At 67.7% G+C, this 14,708-nt stretch carries 16 protein-coding genes; 8 read left to right on the plus strand and 8 right to left on the minus strand.

Annotation, left to right across the window (positions count from 1 at the left end):
• Nucleotides 1-13 precede the first annotated feature (13 nt).
• The gene (locus tag AC37TH_RS04220; protein ID WP_490763091.1) at nucleotides 14-385 is read right to left on the minus strand and encodes a MerR family transcriptional regulator; all 372 of its coding nucleotides are present in this window, start codon (nucleotides 383-385) and stop codon (nucleotides 14-16) included.
• A 91-nt stretch (nucleotides 386-476) separates the two neighbouring features.
• On the opposite strand from AC37TH_RS04220, the gene AC37TH_RS04225 reads away from it, so the two are divergent.
• Nucleotides 477-686 carry a hypothetical protein gene (locus AC37TH_RS04225; RefSeq protein WP_490763092.1) on the plus strand — a complete coding sequence of 70 codons (210 nt, stop codon included), beginning with the start codon at nucleotides 477-479 and terminating at the stop codon, nucleotides 684-686.
• Between the two features lie 33 nt (nucleotides 687-719).
• Here the strand turns inward: AC37TH_RS04225 and AC37TH_RS04230 are convergent, their stop codons facing one another.
• From AC37TH_RS04230 to AC37TH_RS04255, 6 genes are all read right to left on the minus strand, one after another.
• Nucleotides 720-1,157, minus strand: a complete 438-nt coding sequence (locus AC37TH_RS04230) for a MarR family winged helix-turn-helix transcriptional regulator (protein ID WP_490763093.1) — start codon at nucleotides 1,155-1,157, stop codon at nucleotides 720-722.
• A 50-nt stretch (nucleotides 1,158-1,207) separates the two neighbouring features.
• Nucleotides 1,208-3,184, minus strand: a complete 1,977-nt coding sequence (locus AC37TH_RS04235; RefSeq protein WP_490763094.1) for an MSCRAMM family protein — start codon at nucleotides 3,182-3,184, stop codon at nucleotides 1,208-1,210.
• 45 nt (nucleotides 3,185-3,229) lie between these two features.
• Entirely contained in the window at nucleotides 3,230-3,481 is a 252-nt protein-coding gene (locus AC37TH_RS04240; RefSeq protein ID WP_490763095.1) for a DUF6458 family protein, read from the minus strand.
• A gap of 119 nt (nucleotides 3,482-3,600) precedes the next feature.
• Nucleotides 3,601-4,416 carry a shikimate 5-dehydrogenase gene (locus AC37TH_RS04245; protein ID WP_490763096.1) on the minus strand — a complete coding sequence of 272 codons (816 nt, stop codon included), beginning with the start codon at nucleotides 4,414-4,416 and terminating at the stop codon, nucleotides 3,601-3,603.
• A gap of 25 nt (nucleotides 4,417-4,441) precedes the next feature.
• On the minus strand, nucleotides 4,442-5,263 hold the full coding sequence (locus AC37TH_RS04250; protein ID WP_490763097.1) for an amidohydrolase family protein: 822 nt from the start codon (nucleotides 5,261-5,263) through the stop codon (nucleotides 4,442-4,444).
• Between the two features lie 2 nt (nucleotides 5,264-5,265).
• A complete protein-coding gene (locus AC37TH_RS04255) occupies nucleotides 5,266-6,618 on the minus strand; it encodes an alpha-L-fucosidase (protein WP_490763852.1) in 1,353 nt (450 codons plus the stop codon).
• 103 nt (nucleotides 6,619-6,721) lie between these two features.
• Here AC37TH_RS04255 and AC37TH_RS04260 point away from each other — a divergent pair, with 103 nt between their 5' ends.
• The 7 genes from AC37TH_RS04260 to AC37TH_RS04290 all read left to right on the plus strand — a co-directional run bounded on the left by AC37TH_RS04260 (nucleotide 6,722) and on the right by AC37TH_RS04290 (nucleotide 14,328).
• Nucleotides 6,722-8,086, plus strand: a complete 1,365-nt coding sequence (locus tag AC37TH_RS04260) for an alpha-L-fucosidase (protein ID WP_490763098.1) — start codon at nucleotides 6,722-6,724, stop codon at nucleotides 8,084-8,086.
• A 188-nt stretch (nucleotides 8,087-8,274) separates the two neighbouring features.
• The gene (locus AC37TH_RS04265; RefSeq protein ID WP_490763099.1) at nucleotides 8,275-9,522 is read left to right on the plus strand and encodes an ABC transporter substrate-binding protein; all 1,248 of its coding nucleotides are present in this window, start codon (nucleotides 8,275-8,277) and stop codon (nucleotides 9,520-9,522) included.
• 4 nt (nucleotides 9,523-9,526) lie between these two features.
• The gene (locus AC37TH_RS04270) at nucleotides 9,527-10,519 is read left to right on the plus strand and encodes a carbohydrate ABC transporter permease (protein ID WP_490763100.1); all 993 of its coding nucleotides are present in this window, start codon (nucleotides 9,527-9,529) and stop codon (nucleotides 10,517-10,519) included.
• The gene (locus tag AC37TH_RS04275; RefSeq protein ID WP_490763101.1) at nucleotides 10,509-11,396 is read left to right on the plus strand and encodes a carbohydrate ABC transporter permease; all 888 of its coding nucleotides are present in this window, start codon (nucleotides 10,509-10,511) and stop codon (nucleotides 11,394-11,396) included. The genes AC37TH_RS04270 and AC37TH_RS04275 overlap by 11 nt, the downstream gene beginning before the upstream one ends.
• A 37-nt stretch (nucleotides 11,397-11,433) precedes the next feature.
• Nucleotides 11,434-12,558 (plus strand): mandelate racemase/muconate lactonizing enzyme family protein, encoded by a 1,125-nt coding sequence (locus tag AC37TH_RS04280; protein WP_490763102.1) that lies wholly within the window; start codon nucleotides 11,434-11,436, stop codon nucleotides 12,556-12,558.
• Between the two features lie 14 nt (nucleotides 12,559-12,572).
• The gene (locus tag AC37TH_RS04285) at nucleotides 12,573-13,559 is read left to right on the plus strand and encodes an aldo/keto reductase (protein WP_490763103.1); all 987 of its coding nucleotides are present in this window, start codon (nucleotides 12,573-12,575) and stop codon (nucleotides 13,557-13,559) included.
• Between the two features lie 55 nt (nucleotides 13,560-13,614).
• Nucleotides 13,615-14,328 carry a GntR family transcriptional regulator gene (locus AC37TH_RS04290; protein ID WP_490763104.1) on the plus strand — a complete coding sequence of 238 codons (714 nt, stop codon included), beginning with the start codon at nucleotides 13,615-13,617 and terminating at the stop codon, nucleotides 14,326-14,328.
• Here AC37TH_RS04290 and AC37TH_RS04295 read toward each other — a convergent pair.
• The gene (locus tag AC37TH_RS04295; RefSeq protein WP_490763105.1) at nucleotides 14,325-14,705 is read right to left on the minus strand and encodes a type II toxin-antitoxin system VapC family toxin; all 381 of its coding nucleotides are present in this window, start codon (nucleotides 14,703-14,705) and stop codon (nucleotides 14,325-14,327) included. The genes AC37TH_RS04290 and AC37TH_RS04295 overlap by 4 nt on opposite strands.
• Nucleotides 14,706-14,708 lie beyond the last annotated feature (3 nt).

Here is a 14,708-nt window from a genome sequence, read left to right on the forward strand (position 1 = left end):
CGCGGGACTTCCGCTACTCCTGCGGGGATGCCCCGCGGGATGCGCTCTCATCGAGCCGCTGCGCGAGCAGTTCTCGGCGGTGGGTGAGGGCGGCGATCGTCTGGTCGAGTTCGGCGATGCTGTCGCGGTAGGCGACCAGTGATGCCGAGCACTCGTCGCTGAACTCGTGGCCGGTGCCGAGGCACTCGATGAACGGCGTGGCTTTGCCGGGGGAGATGCCGGAGTCTGCCAGTTCGCGGATCTCGGTCACGGCGCGTACCTGCGCTTCGCTGTACTCCCGGTAGCCGTTGGGCAGCCGGACGGGCAGCACGAGGCCGAGGCTCTCGTAGTAGCGCACCGCTTTCACGGTGACGCCTGCCCGCTCGGCGAGTTCGCTGATCTGCATGGTGCTCCTCCGCCCACAGCGTAAACCCTGACCCAAGGGTCAAGGTCAATCAGGCGTACACTAGTTAGTGCACTAACGAATTGAGGAGATCATGTCCGGAAGCTTCATGCGCTGGTACACGCGGATGAACGAGAAGCTGATCAGTGTCGCCGGCCCTGCCCAGCTCGGCGCAGGCCACCCGGAAGGACCCGACCACCGCAGCACGGCATCGCCGTGCCCGATGTGCGCCCGGCCGATGAGCGAGCACACGGTGCTCCGCCCGGAGGGGCAGCGCGACGCGACGCGTCTGGTGTGCCCCTGAGCCGTCCCGCTTGCTCCAGAGTCGGTAACCGGCTCAGGAGGTTTTGAGGGCCGCCGCGATGATCGCGTGCAAGCCCTCGCGCAGATGCTCCAGCTCGCTGACCGGCAGTCCGAGCTTCGCGACGATCTGACCGGGGATCTTCTCCGCCTCTGACCGCAGTGTGCGACCCGACTCCGTGAGGGTGACCTCCAGGGTCCGCTCGTCGGTAGTGCTTCGCTTGCGCACGACGTACCCGGTGGCTTCGAGTCGCTTGAGCAACGGCGACAGGGTCGCCGGCTCCAACTGGATGGCCTCGCTCAGTTCCTTCACCGAGCGCGGGTCGCGCTCCCACAGCGCGAGCATCACCAGATACTGCGGATGCGTCAGCGACAGCGGTTCGAGCACCGGACGGTACAGGGCGATCACGCTGCGAGCGGCGACGGCAAGGCCGAAACAGACCTGGTTCTCCAGGGCGAGCAGGTCATCAGGCACCCACCGATTCTACGTCCGGCGGGGAGGAGGGGCGGTTAGGGCACCGCGCCTTACGCGCGTCGCCGTCGAACGAACCCACCAGCAGCTATTGCAGCGCCGCCGACCACAAGCAGCCCGCCCGCCAGGAGCCAGGGTGCCGCATCCATCGTCGTGCCTGTTGCGGCCAGCTCGCCCGAACCGGATCCCGCCTCGGCGGTCCCGCCGGGCTCAGTAGACACGGGAGGGGTCGTCGGGGGACTGGTCGGCGGTGTCGTCGGCGGTGTGACGGCCGCCACCGTGAAGTCTTCCGCCGCGAACGTCTCCCCGTCGGCCGTGATGGTGACCGTCTTGCTGAGCGGGTCCGTCGTCGTGTAGCCGTTCGGAACGGTGAGGGTGATCGTGTACGTGCCCGGCGGAAGGGCGCTGGCGCCGAAAGCCCCGCTCGCATCGGTGGTGGTCGTGCTCGTGCCGCCGGGGCCGTCGATCGTGACAATCGCTCCCGCGACTCCGGCTCCGCCCGTGTCGAGTACCGTTCCTCCGATGTCCCCGGTCTTCGCGAGCGCGAAGTCCACGCCGCCGACGTCGGCCGCTGCGACCGTCACCGGAAGGGTTGCCGGCCCGTCGACCACCAGCCCGGCCGGGGGTTCCACTGTCACCGTGTATGCGCCGGAGGGGACGCGCGGGAAGCTGTAGCTCCCATCCGCCTCCGTCACCGTGCCGATCGTGCCCCCGGGACCTGTCGCGGTGACCGTCACCCCGCCGACGCCGCTCCCGGAGGCGCGCACCGTGCCGCTGATCGTCGGGTTGGGGGCGATCACGAAGTCCTGGCCGGTGATCGGCGTCTGCGAACCGATCGGGATGGTGAACGGCGGCGGCGAGGTGCTGAGGGTGTAGCCGTCCGGCAGGGTGAGCACCGCCTGGTGCGTTCCGACCGGCACCGTGTCGAACAGGTACGAACCGTCGGGCGCCGTGGTGGTGGAGACGCCGTCGATGGTGACCGTCGCTCCGGCGACGGGCTGGTTGAGCGCATCCGTGACCGTACCGCTGACCGCGACGGGGAGGATGTCCCGGACGGTGAAGTCGGCCACGGCATCCGTCGTGGTCAGGTCGGCGGGCAACCGGGTGGCGGTCACCGCGATCTTTCCGAGCGGCGGTGTGATCGCCACGGTGTAACCGTCGGTCGCCACGAAGCCGGGGAAGGCGTAGTGCCCGCCCCCGCTGGTCGTCGCCGTTCCGACCACGGCGCCCTCCGCATCGGTGAGCGTCACCTCGACGCCGTCCAGCGGGCCGGTGTTCGCGTCGGTGACGGTGCCGGTGATGTCGCGGGCCATCGAGGCGAACCAGGTCTGGAAGACGGGGAAACCGGTGACCCTCGTGTAGCTGAAGGTGAGGGAGGCGATGGGCGCATTGGGTTCGAACCACGCCGAGGCGCCCGCCGTGTCGAGCGAGCGGGGGTTGGTGGCAGGGTCAGCGCCGAGCGTCGTGGTCGCTGCGTTCCAGAGCGGGACGTCCGGGGGTGTCATCGTCGGCGTGCAGACTCCGGGCACGCAGTAGTTGAAGCTGCTGCGGTAGCCGAGCTGAGCAGCCGTGAGGGGTGTTCCGTCCGGCCCGACGGCGCTGATCCGCACCTTGTCGGCGTCGATGTCGCCGAGCACGAACGTCCATCCGGACGTCGGCGTCGGCGTGCGGAACGTATACGTGGTGGTCGACGGCGACGTCGCGTTGTCCGCCCGGGGACGCAGGTTCAGGTACGGGCGTCCCTGGCTCGACCCGTACTTCGCGCCGACCGGGGTGGCGGAGCCGAGCCAGGAGGATGCGCCGGAGATGACGCCCACCGAGCCGGAACGCGAGTCGCTGGTCACGTCGGCGATCAGCGGGGGATTGCTGGCGACCGTGACCGCGGTTGTGTAGTCGTTGCTCGTACCGGTCAGAGGAGCCCAGCCGGCCCACTGGGTGGTGGTCGCTGCTGAGGCTGACGATACGAAGAGGAGGGGTGCTGCGAGCGTTGCGATCACGATCGGGACGACGACGCGGAGCCGGAGGCGCATGGTGGAAGGCTAAACCCGCGTGCCGTCAGAGATAAAGGGTCAAATTCAGAAGTCGTCGGAGCGCGTGCGCTTCTCCTGCACCCGCTCACCGGTCGCCGGGTCGATGCCCCCGCGGCTCACCGTGGTCGTCCGCCGCCGTCGCAGCATGAAGATCAGCGACAGGACGAACACCAGGACACCGGCTCCCATCAGGATGTAGCCGACCAGTTGCACGTCGATCCACGACACCTGCACGTTCAGAGCGAACGCGAGGATGGCGCCGATCACCACCAAGAAGATCCCGCTGCCGATGCCCATCTGGACGTCCCTTCGGTCACCTGGGGCACACGTTACTCCGGGCGGTCGTCCGGCGCACCTCACCAGCTGCCGTGCGGATCATTCCGCCGGATCATCCGGTGCGGTCCACCCGGCCCGGTTCACTCCGCCCGGGAGAACTCCGACGCCCGTGCCACCTGGTCGGCGGTCAGCGCCACTCCGGTGTACCTCTCGAACTGCCGGGCCGCCTGCAACGCGATCACCTCGGCGCCCGTGATGACCTTCGCACCGGATGCGCGGCCCGCCGTGATCAGCGGCGTCTCGGAGGGGAACGCGACGACGTCGAAGACCGTGGAGGCTGCGGCGATGTGCTCGTCGCCGAATGCCATCACTTGCTCGCTCTCCCCGCGCATCCCGAGCGGGGTGACGTTGACGATCACGTCGAAGCCGGGCTGCGGGTCGGAGGCGACCCAGGCGTAGTCGTACTTGTCGGCGAGGGCGGAGCCTGCTGCCTCGTTGCGGGCGACGATGGTGAGCTCGTCGAAGCCCGCACCGCGGAACGCCGCGACGACCGCCTTGGCCATGCCGCCGGAGCCGCGCAGCAGCACGCGCTGTGCAGGGTCGACCTCGTGCTCGGCGAGCAGTGCGGCGACGGCTTCGTAGTCGGTGTTGGACGCGGTCAGCACGCCGTCGTCGTTGACCACCGTATTCACCGACTCGATCGCGAGGGCGGACGGCTCCATCACGTCGACCAGGGGGATGATCGCCTCCTTGAACGGCATCGACACCGAGCAGCCGCGGATACCGAGCGCCCGGATGCCGCGCACGGCGCCCTCCAGGTCGGTGGTCGTGAACGCCTTGTAGATGAAGTTCAGTCCGAGCTCGTCGTAGAGGAAGTTGTGGAACCGGGTGCCGATGTTGCTCGGCCGGGCGGCGAGCGACATGCAGACCTGCATGTCCTTGTTCAGGATGGGCATGGGCCCATTGTCTCAGTTGGGCGGCTCAGTTCAGCCCGTATGCCCTGGCAGCGGTGCCCGCGAACACGTCCGCGCGCTCCTGCTCGCTGAGCCCCGCTGTGAGCGAGCGTGCGACGCTCGTCGTCTCCGCGTAGCTGCCGGCGAGGGTGGACACCGGCCAGTCGCCGCCGAACAGCACCCGGGAGGCGCCGAACGCGTCGAGCGCGTGATCGACGTATGGCTGGAGGTCGACCCCGATGGTCGTGAGCCCGGAGAGCTTCGCGAAGACGTTCTGGTGCGCGGACAGCGCAGACATGAGTGACCACCACGGCTCGGCGGACGGGTCGGTCGAACCGACCGGCGGCGTTCCGAGGTGGTCGATGACCAGCCGGAGGTCCGGCAGCGACTCCGCGATGGCGAGCGCGTGCTCCAGGTGCCGGGGGAGCACGCCGATCACGTCGAACGCGAGACCCCGCCCGGCGAGCAGTGCGAGGGACCGGCGCACGGCATCCCGGCCCAGCCAGTCGGCGTCGGGCTCGTCGTGGATGAGGTGACGGACACCGGCGAACGATGGATGCTCGGCCCACGCATCCACCTGGGCCTCGGCCGCCGCCGGGTCGAGCAGGTCGACCCAGGCGACGACCCCGGCGATAAGAGGGGAGGAGGCTGCGACGGCGAACATCGCCTCCGAGTCCTCCAGCGAGTTCGCCGCCTGCACGAGCACGGCGCCGTCGACGCCCTCCTGCACCAGTTGCGGTTCGATCTCGGCGAACGCGAACGTGCGGTTGATCGGGGCGAGCGCCTCGGTCAGCCACGGGTACGCGACCCGGTCGAGATCCCAGAGGTGCAGGTGGGCGTCGACGGTCATGCTCAGGCCGCCAGGTCGAAGCGGATCAGGGTGGGGCCCGCGATGGCCGGCTCCGGCAGGGTCACCGTGACGGTGTCGCCGTCGCGCGTCGCCGAGACGGGTGTGCCGTCGGCGAGGCGCGCGGACGCGGCGTCGACCGCGGGGGAGACGCCGCCGAGCGAGACCGCGCCGGAGGCGTCCACGAACGCGTTCGCGACGTCGCCGGTGCGGGTCCAGCGCACCCACGGCTGGTCGTCCGCTCCGGATGGCGCAGCGATCGACGCATCCAGTGTCGACGAGCCGAACACCGCCTCCCCGTTGACCGCGTTCCACGCCGCCAGATGCTCCAGCGTGCGGCGCTGCAGGTCGGGCACGGTGCCGCGTGCGGTGAGGCCGACGTTGAGCAGCAGGTTGCCGCCGCGCGAGACGATGTCGACGAACGTCTTCACCGCATCCGGGCCGCTCAGCAGGTGGGTCTCGTCTTCGAGCGTGTTGTGGCCGAAGGAGTAACCGATGCCGCGGCAGTTCTCCCAGCCGCCGTCGCCTTCCACGCTCAGGCCGTTCTGGTATTCGCTGGTGCGGAAGTCCCAGTGCGTCTCGCCCCAGCGGTCGTTGGCGACCCCATCCGGAGCCGCGGCGTAGAACTGCTCGAACAGCTTCTCCATCGAGAACGGGCCGGAGGGCTTGCCGGCGTCCGGCCACTCGATGTCGCCCCAGAGCACGTCGGGGGAGTAGCGCGCGATCAGGTCTTCGACGTGCTTGTACGCGTACTCGGCGTATGCGGCGTCGACCGGACGGCCGAACTCCTGGCCGTCGTCGGTGATCGGGGGCAGCTGGGAGAAGTGCCAGTCGAGGCCACCGGAGTAGTAGACGCCGAACTTCAGGCCCGCATCCCGTGTCGCCTTCTCGAACGCGCCGATCAGGTCGCGCTTCGGACCGCGGGCGACCGTGTTGCGGCCGTCGGTGCCCGGTGCGTCCCAGAGGGTGACGCCGTCGTGGTGCTTGGTGGTCGGGACGAAGTATCCGGCGCCCGTGCGCTTCACGAGGGCGATGAACTCGTCCGGGTCGAACTCGTCGGGGTTCCAGGCGTCGATGAAGTCGTCGTACGGGGCGCCGCCGAACGCGTCCCGCTGGTGCTGCGCGGCCGGGCTGTCCTCGATGCGGATGGTGTTGAAGTACCACTCTGCATAAGGATTGTGCGTGAACCAGTACTGCTTCTCGATGGTGCCGAGCTCGCCGATCGGCTCGGCCCAGGCGGGTACGGAGTATGGGCCCCAGTGCACGAAGATGCCGAGCTTCGCGTCGCTGTACCAGGAAGGGAGCTCGCGCTCGAACCGCTGGTAGTTCTCGGGGCGGACGGGGTCGTCTTTGAACATGGCCACGCTGAGATTCTCCTTCTTCGCTGAACGGATTGTGGGACGCGTCCCGATTCCATATCCTATAGGCAATAGCATCCCTACTCAAAGGAGAGTTCGTCCCGTGGAATCGACCCTTACCGCTCTACCCGATTCGTTCGTTCGTCCGAACGACTTCCAGCTGCCAGGCGGGGAATGGTTCATCGGCGCCGGATTCGGCCTGTTCGTGCACTGGGATCACGCCAGCCAGCAAGGTATCGAGATCTCCTGGCCGCTCGTCGGCCGATCCATCATCCCCGGCTCCGACGCCGTCGAAGACACCGTCAGCGTCGAGCAGTACCAGTCCACCGCCGCCACCTTCGACCCGATCGAATGGGATGCGGTCGCCCTCGCCACGCTGGCCAAGCGCGCCGGCGCACGCTACGTCGTGTTCACCGCCCGCCACCACGCCGGATACTCCATGTTCCACACCGAGCACTCCGACTTCGGCATCGAGCACTCGACGTTCGGCAGGGATATCACCCGCGAGTTCGTCGAGGCGATCCGCGCGGAAGGAATCCGGGTCGGCATCTACTACAGCCTCCCCGACTGGAACCACCCGGACTACCCGGCCTTCCAGAACAGCGACCGGCCATATCCGCTGGAGCACTGGCCGTCCGCCGCAGATCCCGCGAACGCCGCAACCCCGGTCGCCGACGACAAGCACCGCCGGTCGTCCCCGGAGGCGTGGGCGCGCTACCAGGACTACCTGCGCGGCCAGCTCACCGAGCTCCTCACCGACTACGGCACCATCGACCTGCTCTGGTTCGACGGCGAGTGGGAGCGCTCGGAGGAGGAGTGGGACAGCGCGGGACTGCGCGCGCTGATCAAGTCGCTGCAACCGGATGTGGTCATCAACGACCGCCTGCTCGGCCAGGGCGATTACCAGACGCCGGAGCAGGGCTTCCCCGTCACCGCGCCGACCGGCCCCTGGGAGCTCTGCCTCACCATCGGCCAGATGTGGGCGTGGCGTCCGGGCGACACCAAAAGCAAGAGCACGACCTCCTTGGTGACGACCCTGATCGAGGTCGCGAGCCGTGGAGGCAACCTGCTGCTCAACATCGGCGCGAAGGGCGACGGCAGCCTCAACGAGTCGCAGGTGCAGACCCTCGACGAGATCGGCGAGTGGATGGACGCCCATGCCGAGAGCGTCGTCGGCGTCTCCCCGACGGTCGGCGTCGACTACTACGGCCCGTCTACGGCACGTCCGGGCACGATCTACCTGCACCTGGTGATGCGGCCGATCGAGCAGGTGATCGTGCGGGGCATCCCTGTGGGCCGCGTCACGGGCATCCGGTTGCTGGCGACGGGCGAGCAGCTGCCGTACGAGGTCAACTACGAGGTGCACGAGCAGGCGGTCAAGGACGAGGAGCCGCTCGGCGAACTGCTGATCCCGGCGCCCACCGCATCCGGTGCGGTCGTCGACGTGATCGCGATCGACTTCGCCTGACCCGCTCGCGCCGCGAGGCGCAGACCCGGTCGACTACTTGACCAGCCGGGGAGAATCAGCTTATGCTCCCCATAACCTATATCAAAGACCCTATAGGATCGTGGATCTTCCCCCTCAGATGAGGACCACGAAACAGCAGGCTCAGTAGGCGATCACATTTGATGAATCCAATGGAGGAGGCACAGCAAGTGACACCACGAAGCAAGCGCGCAGCGGGCCGCATCGGAACCGCAATCGTACTCGCAGGAGCGCTCACGGCGCTCGCCGGATGTGCGGGAGGCGGAAGCGGGAACGCATCCGGTGGACCCATTTCGATGTACACCTGGGTCAGCAGTCAGAGCGACCGCGATCAGTGGCAGGGCTTCATCGACGCGGGCAAGAAGGTCGACCCCAAGCTCGACGTCACCATCGACGGACCGAGCTTCAACGACTACTGGACCAAGGTCAAGACCCGGCTCAGCGGCTCCAACCCGCCCTGCCTGCTCACCACGCAGGCCGCGCGCGCCCAGGAACTCGGCGGACTGCTCATGCCGCTCGACGACCTGATCAAGAAGTACAAGCTCGACACCTCGGCCTTCGACTCCTCGATGCTCAAGGGCATGACGGTCGACGGCACCATCCGCGCCATCCCGTACGACGCAGAACCGATCGTCCTCTACTACAACGTGGATGCGTTCAAGAAAGCCGGCCTGGCCCTCCCGAGCACGACGTACACGCGTGAGCAGTTCCTCTCGGACGCGAAGAAGCTCACCACCGGCGACCACAAGGCGCTCGCCATCGAGCCCGGCTTCTTCATCCCGAACGCGTGGGCCATCGCCGACGGCGCAGAGGCGGTCAAGGGCGGCAAGCTTGACCTGACCAACTCCAAGCTGGTCGACCAGGTGCAGTCGTACTTCGACCTGGTCAGCAAGGAGGGCATCGCGGCAGCGCCGAACGCGGCTGACGGCTCGGATGTCGCGCAGGCGGCGTTCACCGGCGGCACGTCCGACATGCTGATCGAGGGCCCGTGGATGTACGGAACCTTCGCCAGCGCCGCCAAGTTCCAGATGGGCGTGACCATCGTCCCATCCACCTCGGGCAAGGCGCACGGTATGACCGCAGGCTCCGGCTTCGGCATCGCGAAGAACTGCAAGGACCCGGATGGCGCGTTCAAGGCCATCCAGGCGATGACAGACACCAGCGTGCTGAAGATCCAGGCGGAGAAGCGCGGCATCGTCCCCTCCAGGGCGGACGCGCAGTCGGCGTGGGCGGACGGAAAGACCCCGGAGGCTGCCGCAGCAGTCCAGGCGCTCCTCGGAAACGCCACCGCGCAGCTCACCACCCCCACCTGGAACCAGGTGGAGACCCTGTTCACCCAGTACGGAGTCGAAGGGTACCGCGGTGACAAGTCGGCCAAGGACGTGATGAACACGATCCAGAACTCGGTGGGGCAGTAGTCGCATGGCCTCCCCGCTGATCACGGGTGCCGCCGTCTCGAAGGAGACGACGGCACCCGCCGCGCCACTGACCACGCAGACCCGCCCCTTCGGCGTGCCCCACCCCACCCCGCCGCGCGCGAACAAGAAGCGCAAGGGCGACGGACTCGTCGCGCTCGCCTACCTGTCGCCCGGACTCGTAGGGTTCACCTTCTTCATCCTGATCCCGCTCCTCGGCTCGCTGGTGATCAGCCTGTTCGAGTGGCCACTGTTCGGCACGCCGACGTTCGTCGGGTTCGCCAACTACCAGAAGCTGTTCTCCGACCCGACGTTCTACACGGTCCTGATCAACACGGTGATCTTCGCGTTCGTCTACACCGCGCTCAACCTGGTGCTCGCACTGGCGGTCTCGATGTGGCTGAACACGAGGATCAAGTTCTCCGGCTTCTGGCGGGTCATCTTCTTCCTCCCCGCCATCACGCCGATGGTGGCCAACGCACTGGTCTGGCGGTTGCTGCTCAGCGACAACGGCCTGGTCAACTCCGCGCTCGCGTCTGTCGGCATCCAGGGTCCGAGCTGGCTGTCGGATGCGTCGTTCGCCCTGTTCTCGGTGATCGCGATGTCGGTGTGGCAGTCGTTCGGCTACAACGTGATCGTGCTCTCCGCCGGCCTCGGCAGCATCCCGAAGGAGATTCTGGAGGCGTCCAGAATGGACGGAACGAGCGCCTGGCAGCGGATGAAGTCGATCATCCTGCCGATGATCTCGCCGTCGCTGTTCTTCACCATGACGATGACGATGATCGGCGCGTTCCAGGTGTTCGTGCAGCCGCAGATCCTGACCCAGGGCGGTCCGGGCGAGTCGACGAACACCTTCGTGCTCTACCTCTACCGCAACGGCTTCGTGTTCGACCGCCTCGGCTACGCGTCGGCGCTCGCCTGGGTCCTGTTCATCGTCGTGATGCTCATCACCGCCCTGCAGTTCGCCGGGCAGAAGAAGTGGGTGAACTATGACAAGTGAGACTCTGACCAAGACCGCTGTCCGCCGCAGGCCCCGCCTGCGCCGCGCCCAGAAGGTCACCGCGGCCAAGACCTGGCTCAACACCCTGGTCATGGCGATCGTGGCGCTGGTGTTCACCTTCCCGTTCATCTGGATGTTCTTCTCGGCCCTCAAGCCGGAGTCCGAGGTGTTCTCGGCGAAGCCGTCGTTCATCGGCTCCGAGGTCAAATGGTCCAACTTCGTGGATGCGTGGACTCTGGTGCCGTTCGGGCGCTTCATCTTCAACGGCTTCTTCGTCGCCATCATGGGTGCGCTGCTGTCGGTGATCGTGGCCGTGCTGTCGGCGTACGCGTTCTCCCGGCTGCGCTTCAAGTACCGGGACAAGCTGTTCCTGCTTTACGTGTTCACGCTGGTGCTCCCGCAGGAGGTGCTGGTCGTCCCACTGTTCATCATGATGAACCAGCTCGGACTGGTCGACACGTATGCGGCGCTGATCATCCCGTTCGCCTTCACCGCGTTCGGCACGTTCCTGCTTCGGCAGTTCTTCCTGACCATCCCGATCGAGTTCGAGGAGGCGGCGCTGATCGACGGCGCCTCCCGGTTCAGGACGCTGTGGTCGGTGCTGCTCCCGCAGCTCACGGCGCCGCTGTCGGTGCTCGGCGTGTTCTCGTTCGTCGGCTACTACAACTCCTACCTGTGGCCGCTGATCATCATCAACAGCCAGGAGCTCGCGACCGTGCCGCTCGGCCTCTCGATGTTCACCGGGGAGCACGGCACCCAGTGGAGTCTCATGATGGCCGCGTCGACCCTCGCGATCATCCCGTCGCTCATCATCGTCGCCGTGCTGCAACGGCAGCTCATCAAGGGAGTCGCGCTCGGCGGCTTCGGCGGCCGGTGACAGAGCGATGCCCACCGATTCAACGAAAGCAGGACCAATGACCCTCGCACCGCCCATCGACCGGATCGCCGTGGACGGCACCATCGTCTTCGCGGAGGCGTGGCTGAGCGACCTCGAGGTGGAGACCGTGCGCACGGACGCCGTGCAGTCGTTCGTGAAGCAGGAGACGATCTTCGTGCGCATCCGGACCGCCGGGGGTGTGGAGGGTGTCGGCTACAGCTACACGATCGGCACCGGTGGCGGTGCGGTGCTGAGTCTGTTGCGCAGCGGACTGCTGGAGGTGCTGCTCGGGATGGACGCGAATCGTCCGGAGGCGGTGTGGCGGGCATTGTTCTCGTCCACGCGGGCGACGACGGTCGGCCTCATCACCTCGCTGGCGCTCGCCGCCGTGGACACCGCCGTCTGGGATGCGCGCTGCAAGGCGGCCGGGCTGCCGCTGTGGGTGGCGGCGGGTGGGTCGCGGCCGAGCATCCCGTTGTACGACACCGAGGGCGGCTGGCTGCACTTCAGTACGGAGGAGCTGGTCGCGCAGGCGGTGGAGTCGAAGGCGGCCGGGATGAACGGGGTGAAGATCAAGGTCGGCAAACCGCGCGGACACGAGGACTTCGAGCGTCTCGCCGCTGTCAGGGACGCGGTGGGTCCAGGCATGGACATCATGGTCGACGCGAACCAGTCGATGACGGCCGCGGAGGCGATCCGCCGTGCTGCGCTGTTCGAGAAGCTGGACATCTTCTGGTTCGAGGAGCCGCTTCCCGCCGAAGACGTCGCCGGGCACCGCCGGCTGGCGGAGGCGACCAGTCTGCCGGTGGCGGTGGGGGAGTCGATCTACTCGGTCGGGCACTTCCGCGAGTATCTGCAGGCGGGCGCCGCGTCGATCGTGCAGGTGGATGTGGCACGGGTCGGCGGGATCACGCCGTGGCTGAAGGTCGCGCATCTGGCGGAGGCGTTCAACGTGTCGGTGGCGCCGCACTTCCTGATGGAGCTGCACGTGTCGCTGTGCTGCGCGATCCCGAACGCGCTCTATCTGGAGCACATCCCGCAGTTGCGGGCGGTGACCAGGAGCGAGATGACGGTCAGCGACGGTGCAGGCGTCGCTCCGACCGCGCCCGGCCTCGGCATCGAATGGGACTTCGACGCCATCGACGACCTGAGGGTGAACTGAGCAGAATGGACCTCGTGAACACACTGACCGCATCCAGGGCGTATGGCAGGGGCGGCCTGACCGTCGGGCCGATCGGCTACGGCGTCGCGGCACTCGGCAACCTCTACCGGCCGCTCGCCGACGACGCATGGCCCGGCATCGTGCCCGCCGCGTGGGACGCCGGGATCCGGTACTTCGACACGGCCCCGCACTACGGCCTCGGGCTGGCGGAGCAGCGGCTCGGCGCCGGGTTGCGCGAGTACCCCCGCGACGACTTCGTGCTGTCGACCAAGGTCGGCCGCGTCCTCGACCCCAACCCGGACTACCGGGACGGCGACACGGACATCGACAACCTGTTCGCCGTGCCGTCGACCGTCCGCCGCCGCTTCGACTACTCGCGCGACGGCGTGCTCCGCTCCATCGACGACTCGCTCACCAGGCTCGGCCTCGACCGCATCGACGTGGTCTTCGTGCACGACCCGGACGACCACGAGCGGGAGGCGCTCGACGGTGCGTTCCCCGCACTGGACGAACTGCGCTCGCAGGGCGTGATCCGCTCCTACGGCGCAGGGATGAACCAATCGGCGATGCTCACCAGGTTCGTCAGGGAGACGGACCTCGACATCGTGATGTGCGCCGGCAGGTACACCCTGCTCGACCAGGCCGCCGAACAGGATCTGCTGCCAGCCGCCGCCGAGCGTGGGGTGTCCGTCGCCGTCGCCGCCGTGTTCAACTCCGGCATCCTCGCCACCGACCGCCCGATCGCGGGCGCGACATACAACTACGGCGCCGCACCGGATGCGCTGCTCGCCACTGCCGACCGGATCGCGGACATCGCGGCCCCGTACGGCGTGACCGTGCCGCAGCTGGCCGTGCAGTTCCCGCTGCGTCACCCGGCCGTCGCGACCGTCGTGCTCGGTGCGGACTCCGCCGAGCAGATCACGCGCAATGCCGGGCTGGCGGCCGTCCAGGTCCCGGACGAGCTGTGGGCGGAACTGACGGAGGCGGGACTGCTGCCATGAGAATCCTGCATCCTCTATCCTCTTGTTCCGTTCGCCGAACATCTACGATGACTGCATGAGTACCGAACAGGCACCGGGCGCGCACTTCCTCCCCGCGAGGCGGGCGCTCGCCGACGACGTGTACGACGCGGTCCTTGCACTGCTGATGGACCAGGTGATCGAGCCGGGCAGCCGAGCCAGCATCGACGGGATCGCGCGGCAGCTCAACGTCTCCCCGACCCCCGTGCGCGAGGCGCTCGCGCGGCTCGAATCCGAGGGTCTGGTGGTCAAGCAGGCGCTCAAGGGATACACGGCGGCGCCCCTGCTCGACAGTGAGGGCCTGCGGCAGCTGTTCGAGATGCGGCGCCTGATGGAGCCGTACGCCACGCGCAACGCGGTCGGCGAGCTCACCACGGAGACGCTCGCCGAGCTCGAAGAGCTCTGCGAGGCCATGCATGCGAGCGGCGAGGCAGCACAGAGCGGCGACGACCGCTTCCGCGACTACAAAGACTTCGCCGACCAGGATGCGGCCTTCCACCGCATCATCGCCGAGCACTCCGGCAACGCGCTGCTGTCCGACGCCATCGCGCGGCTGCGGTCGCACATGCACCAATACCGCATCTACTTCAAGCACGGCGTGGTGGAGGAGACCTCCGGCGAGCACGAGGCCGTGCTGGAAGCACTGCGCGCCGGCGACGCCGCCGCGGCGGAGCGAGCGATGCTCGACCACGTCACCAAGTCGTACACGCGCATCTCCGCAAGCCTGGAGGGCGCGGAGCAAGCCGGCTAATACGCCTTGTCGAGCACGCGCACGTCGGGGAAGCGGCTGAATCCGGCGTCCACCGTGATGATCGGAAGATCGAGTGAGAACGCGTGGCCGGCGATCAGCGCGTCTTTCAGCCTGATCGCCGAGTGCGGTACCGCCGTGAGACGGCCGTACGCGTCGGAGGCGGCTCGGTCGAACGGCTGCCAGAACGCGGGGAGGGCGTCGAGGAGTCTGAGGAGTTCCGCGCGAGCGTTCGCCTCTCGTTCTCGTTTGGGATCGCGCTGGAACGTGAAGAGCCCGTGCGCCAGTTCGCCGCGACAGATCGTCGACGAGCAGTAGTACTCGATCTCGCGGATGATGTCCTCCGGCATCCCGGCGACCAGGACGCTGGTGTCCACCATCGC

This window comes from Leifsonia sp. McL0627, from assembly GCF_058244615.1.

Excerpts from the sequence above, each read along its gene's own strand:
- AC37TH_RS04220 (WP_490763091.1), bottom strand. The coding sequence starts at position 385 with ATGCAGATCAGCGAACTCGCCGAGCGGGCAGGCGTCACCGTGAAAGCG.
- AC37TH_RS04225 (WP_490763092.1), top strand. The coding sequence starts at position 477 with ATGTCCGGAAGCTTCATGCGCTGGTACACGCGGATGAACGAGAAGCTG.
- AC37TH_RS04235 (WP_490763094.1), bottom strand. The coding sequence starts at position 3,184 with ATGCGCCTCCGGCTCCGCGTCGTCGTCCCGATCGTGATCGCAACGCTC.
- AC37TH_RS04240 (WP_490763095.1), bottom strand. The coding sequence starts at position 3,481 with ATGGGCATCGGCAGCGGGATCTTCTTGGTGGTGATCGGCGCCATCCTC.
- AC37TH_RS04245 (WP_490763096.1), bottom strand. The coding sequence starts at position 4,416 with ATGCCCATCCTGAACAAGGACATGCAGGTCTGCATGTCGCTCGCCGCC.
- AC37TH_RS04250 (WP_490763097.1), bottom strand. The coding sequence starts at position 5,263 with ATGACCGTCGACGCCCACCTGCACCTCTGGGATCTCGACCGGGTCGCG.
- AC37TH_RS04255 (WP_490763852.1), bottom strand. The coding sequence starts at position 6,618 with ATGTTCAAAGACGACCCCGTCCGCCCCGAGAACTACCAGCGGTTCGAG.
- AC37TH_RS04270 (WP_490763100.1), top strand. The coding sequence starts at position 9,527 with ATGGCCTCCCCGCTGATCACGGGTGCCGCCGTCTCGAAGGAGACGACG.
- AC37TH_RS04275 (WP_490763101.1), top strand. The coding sequence starts at position 10,509 with ATGACAAGTGAGACTCTGACCAAGACCGCTGTCCGCCGCAGGCCCCGC.
- AC37TH_RS04280 (WP_490763102.1), top strand. The coding sequence starts at position 11,434 with ATGACCCTCGCACCGCCCATCGACCGGATCGCCGTGGACGGCACCATC.
- AC37TH_RS04290 (WP_490763104.1), top strand. The coding sequence starts at position 13,615 with ATGAGTACCGAACAGGCACCGGGCGCGCACTTCCTCCCCGCGAGGCGG.
- AC37TH_RS04295 (WP_490763105.1), bottom strand. The coding sequence starts at position 14,705 with ATGGTGGACACCAGCGTCCTGGTCGCCGGGATGCCGGAGGACATCATC.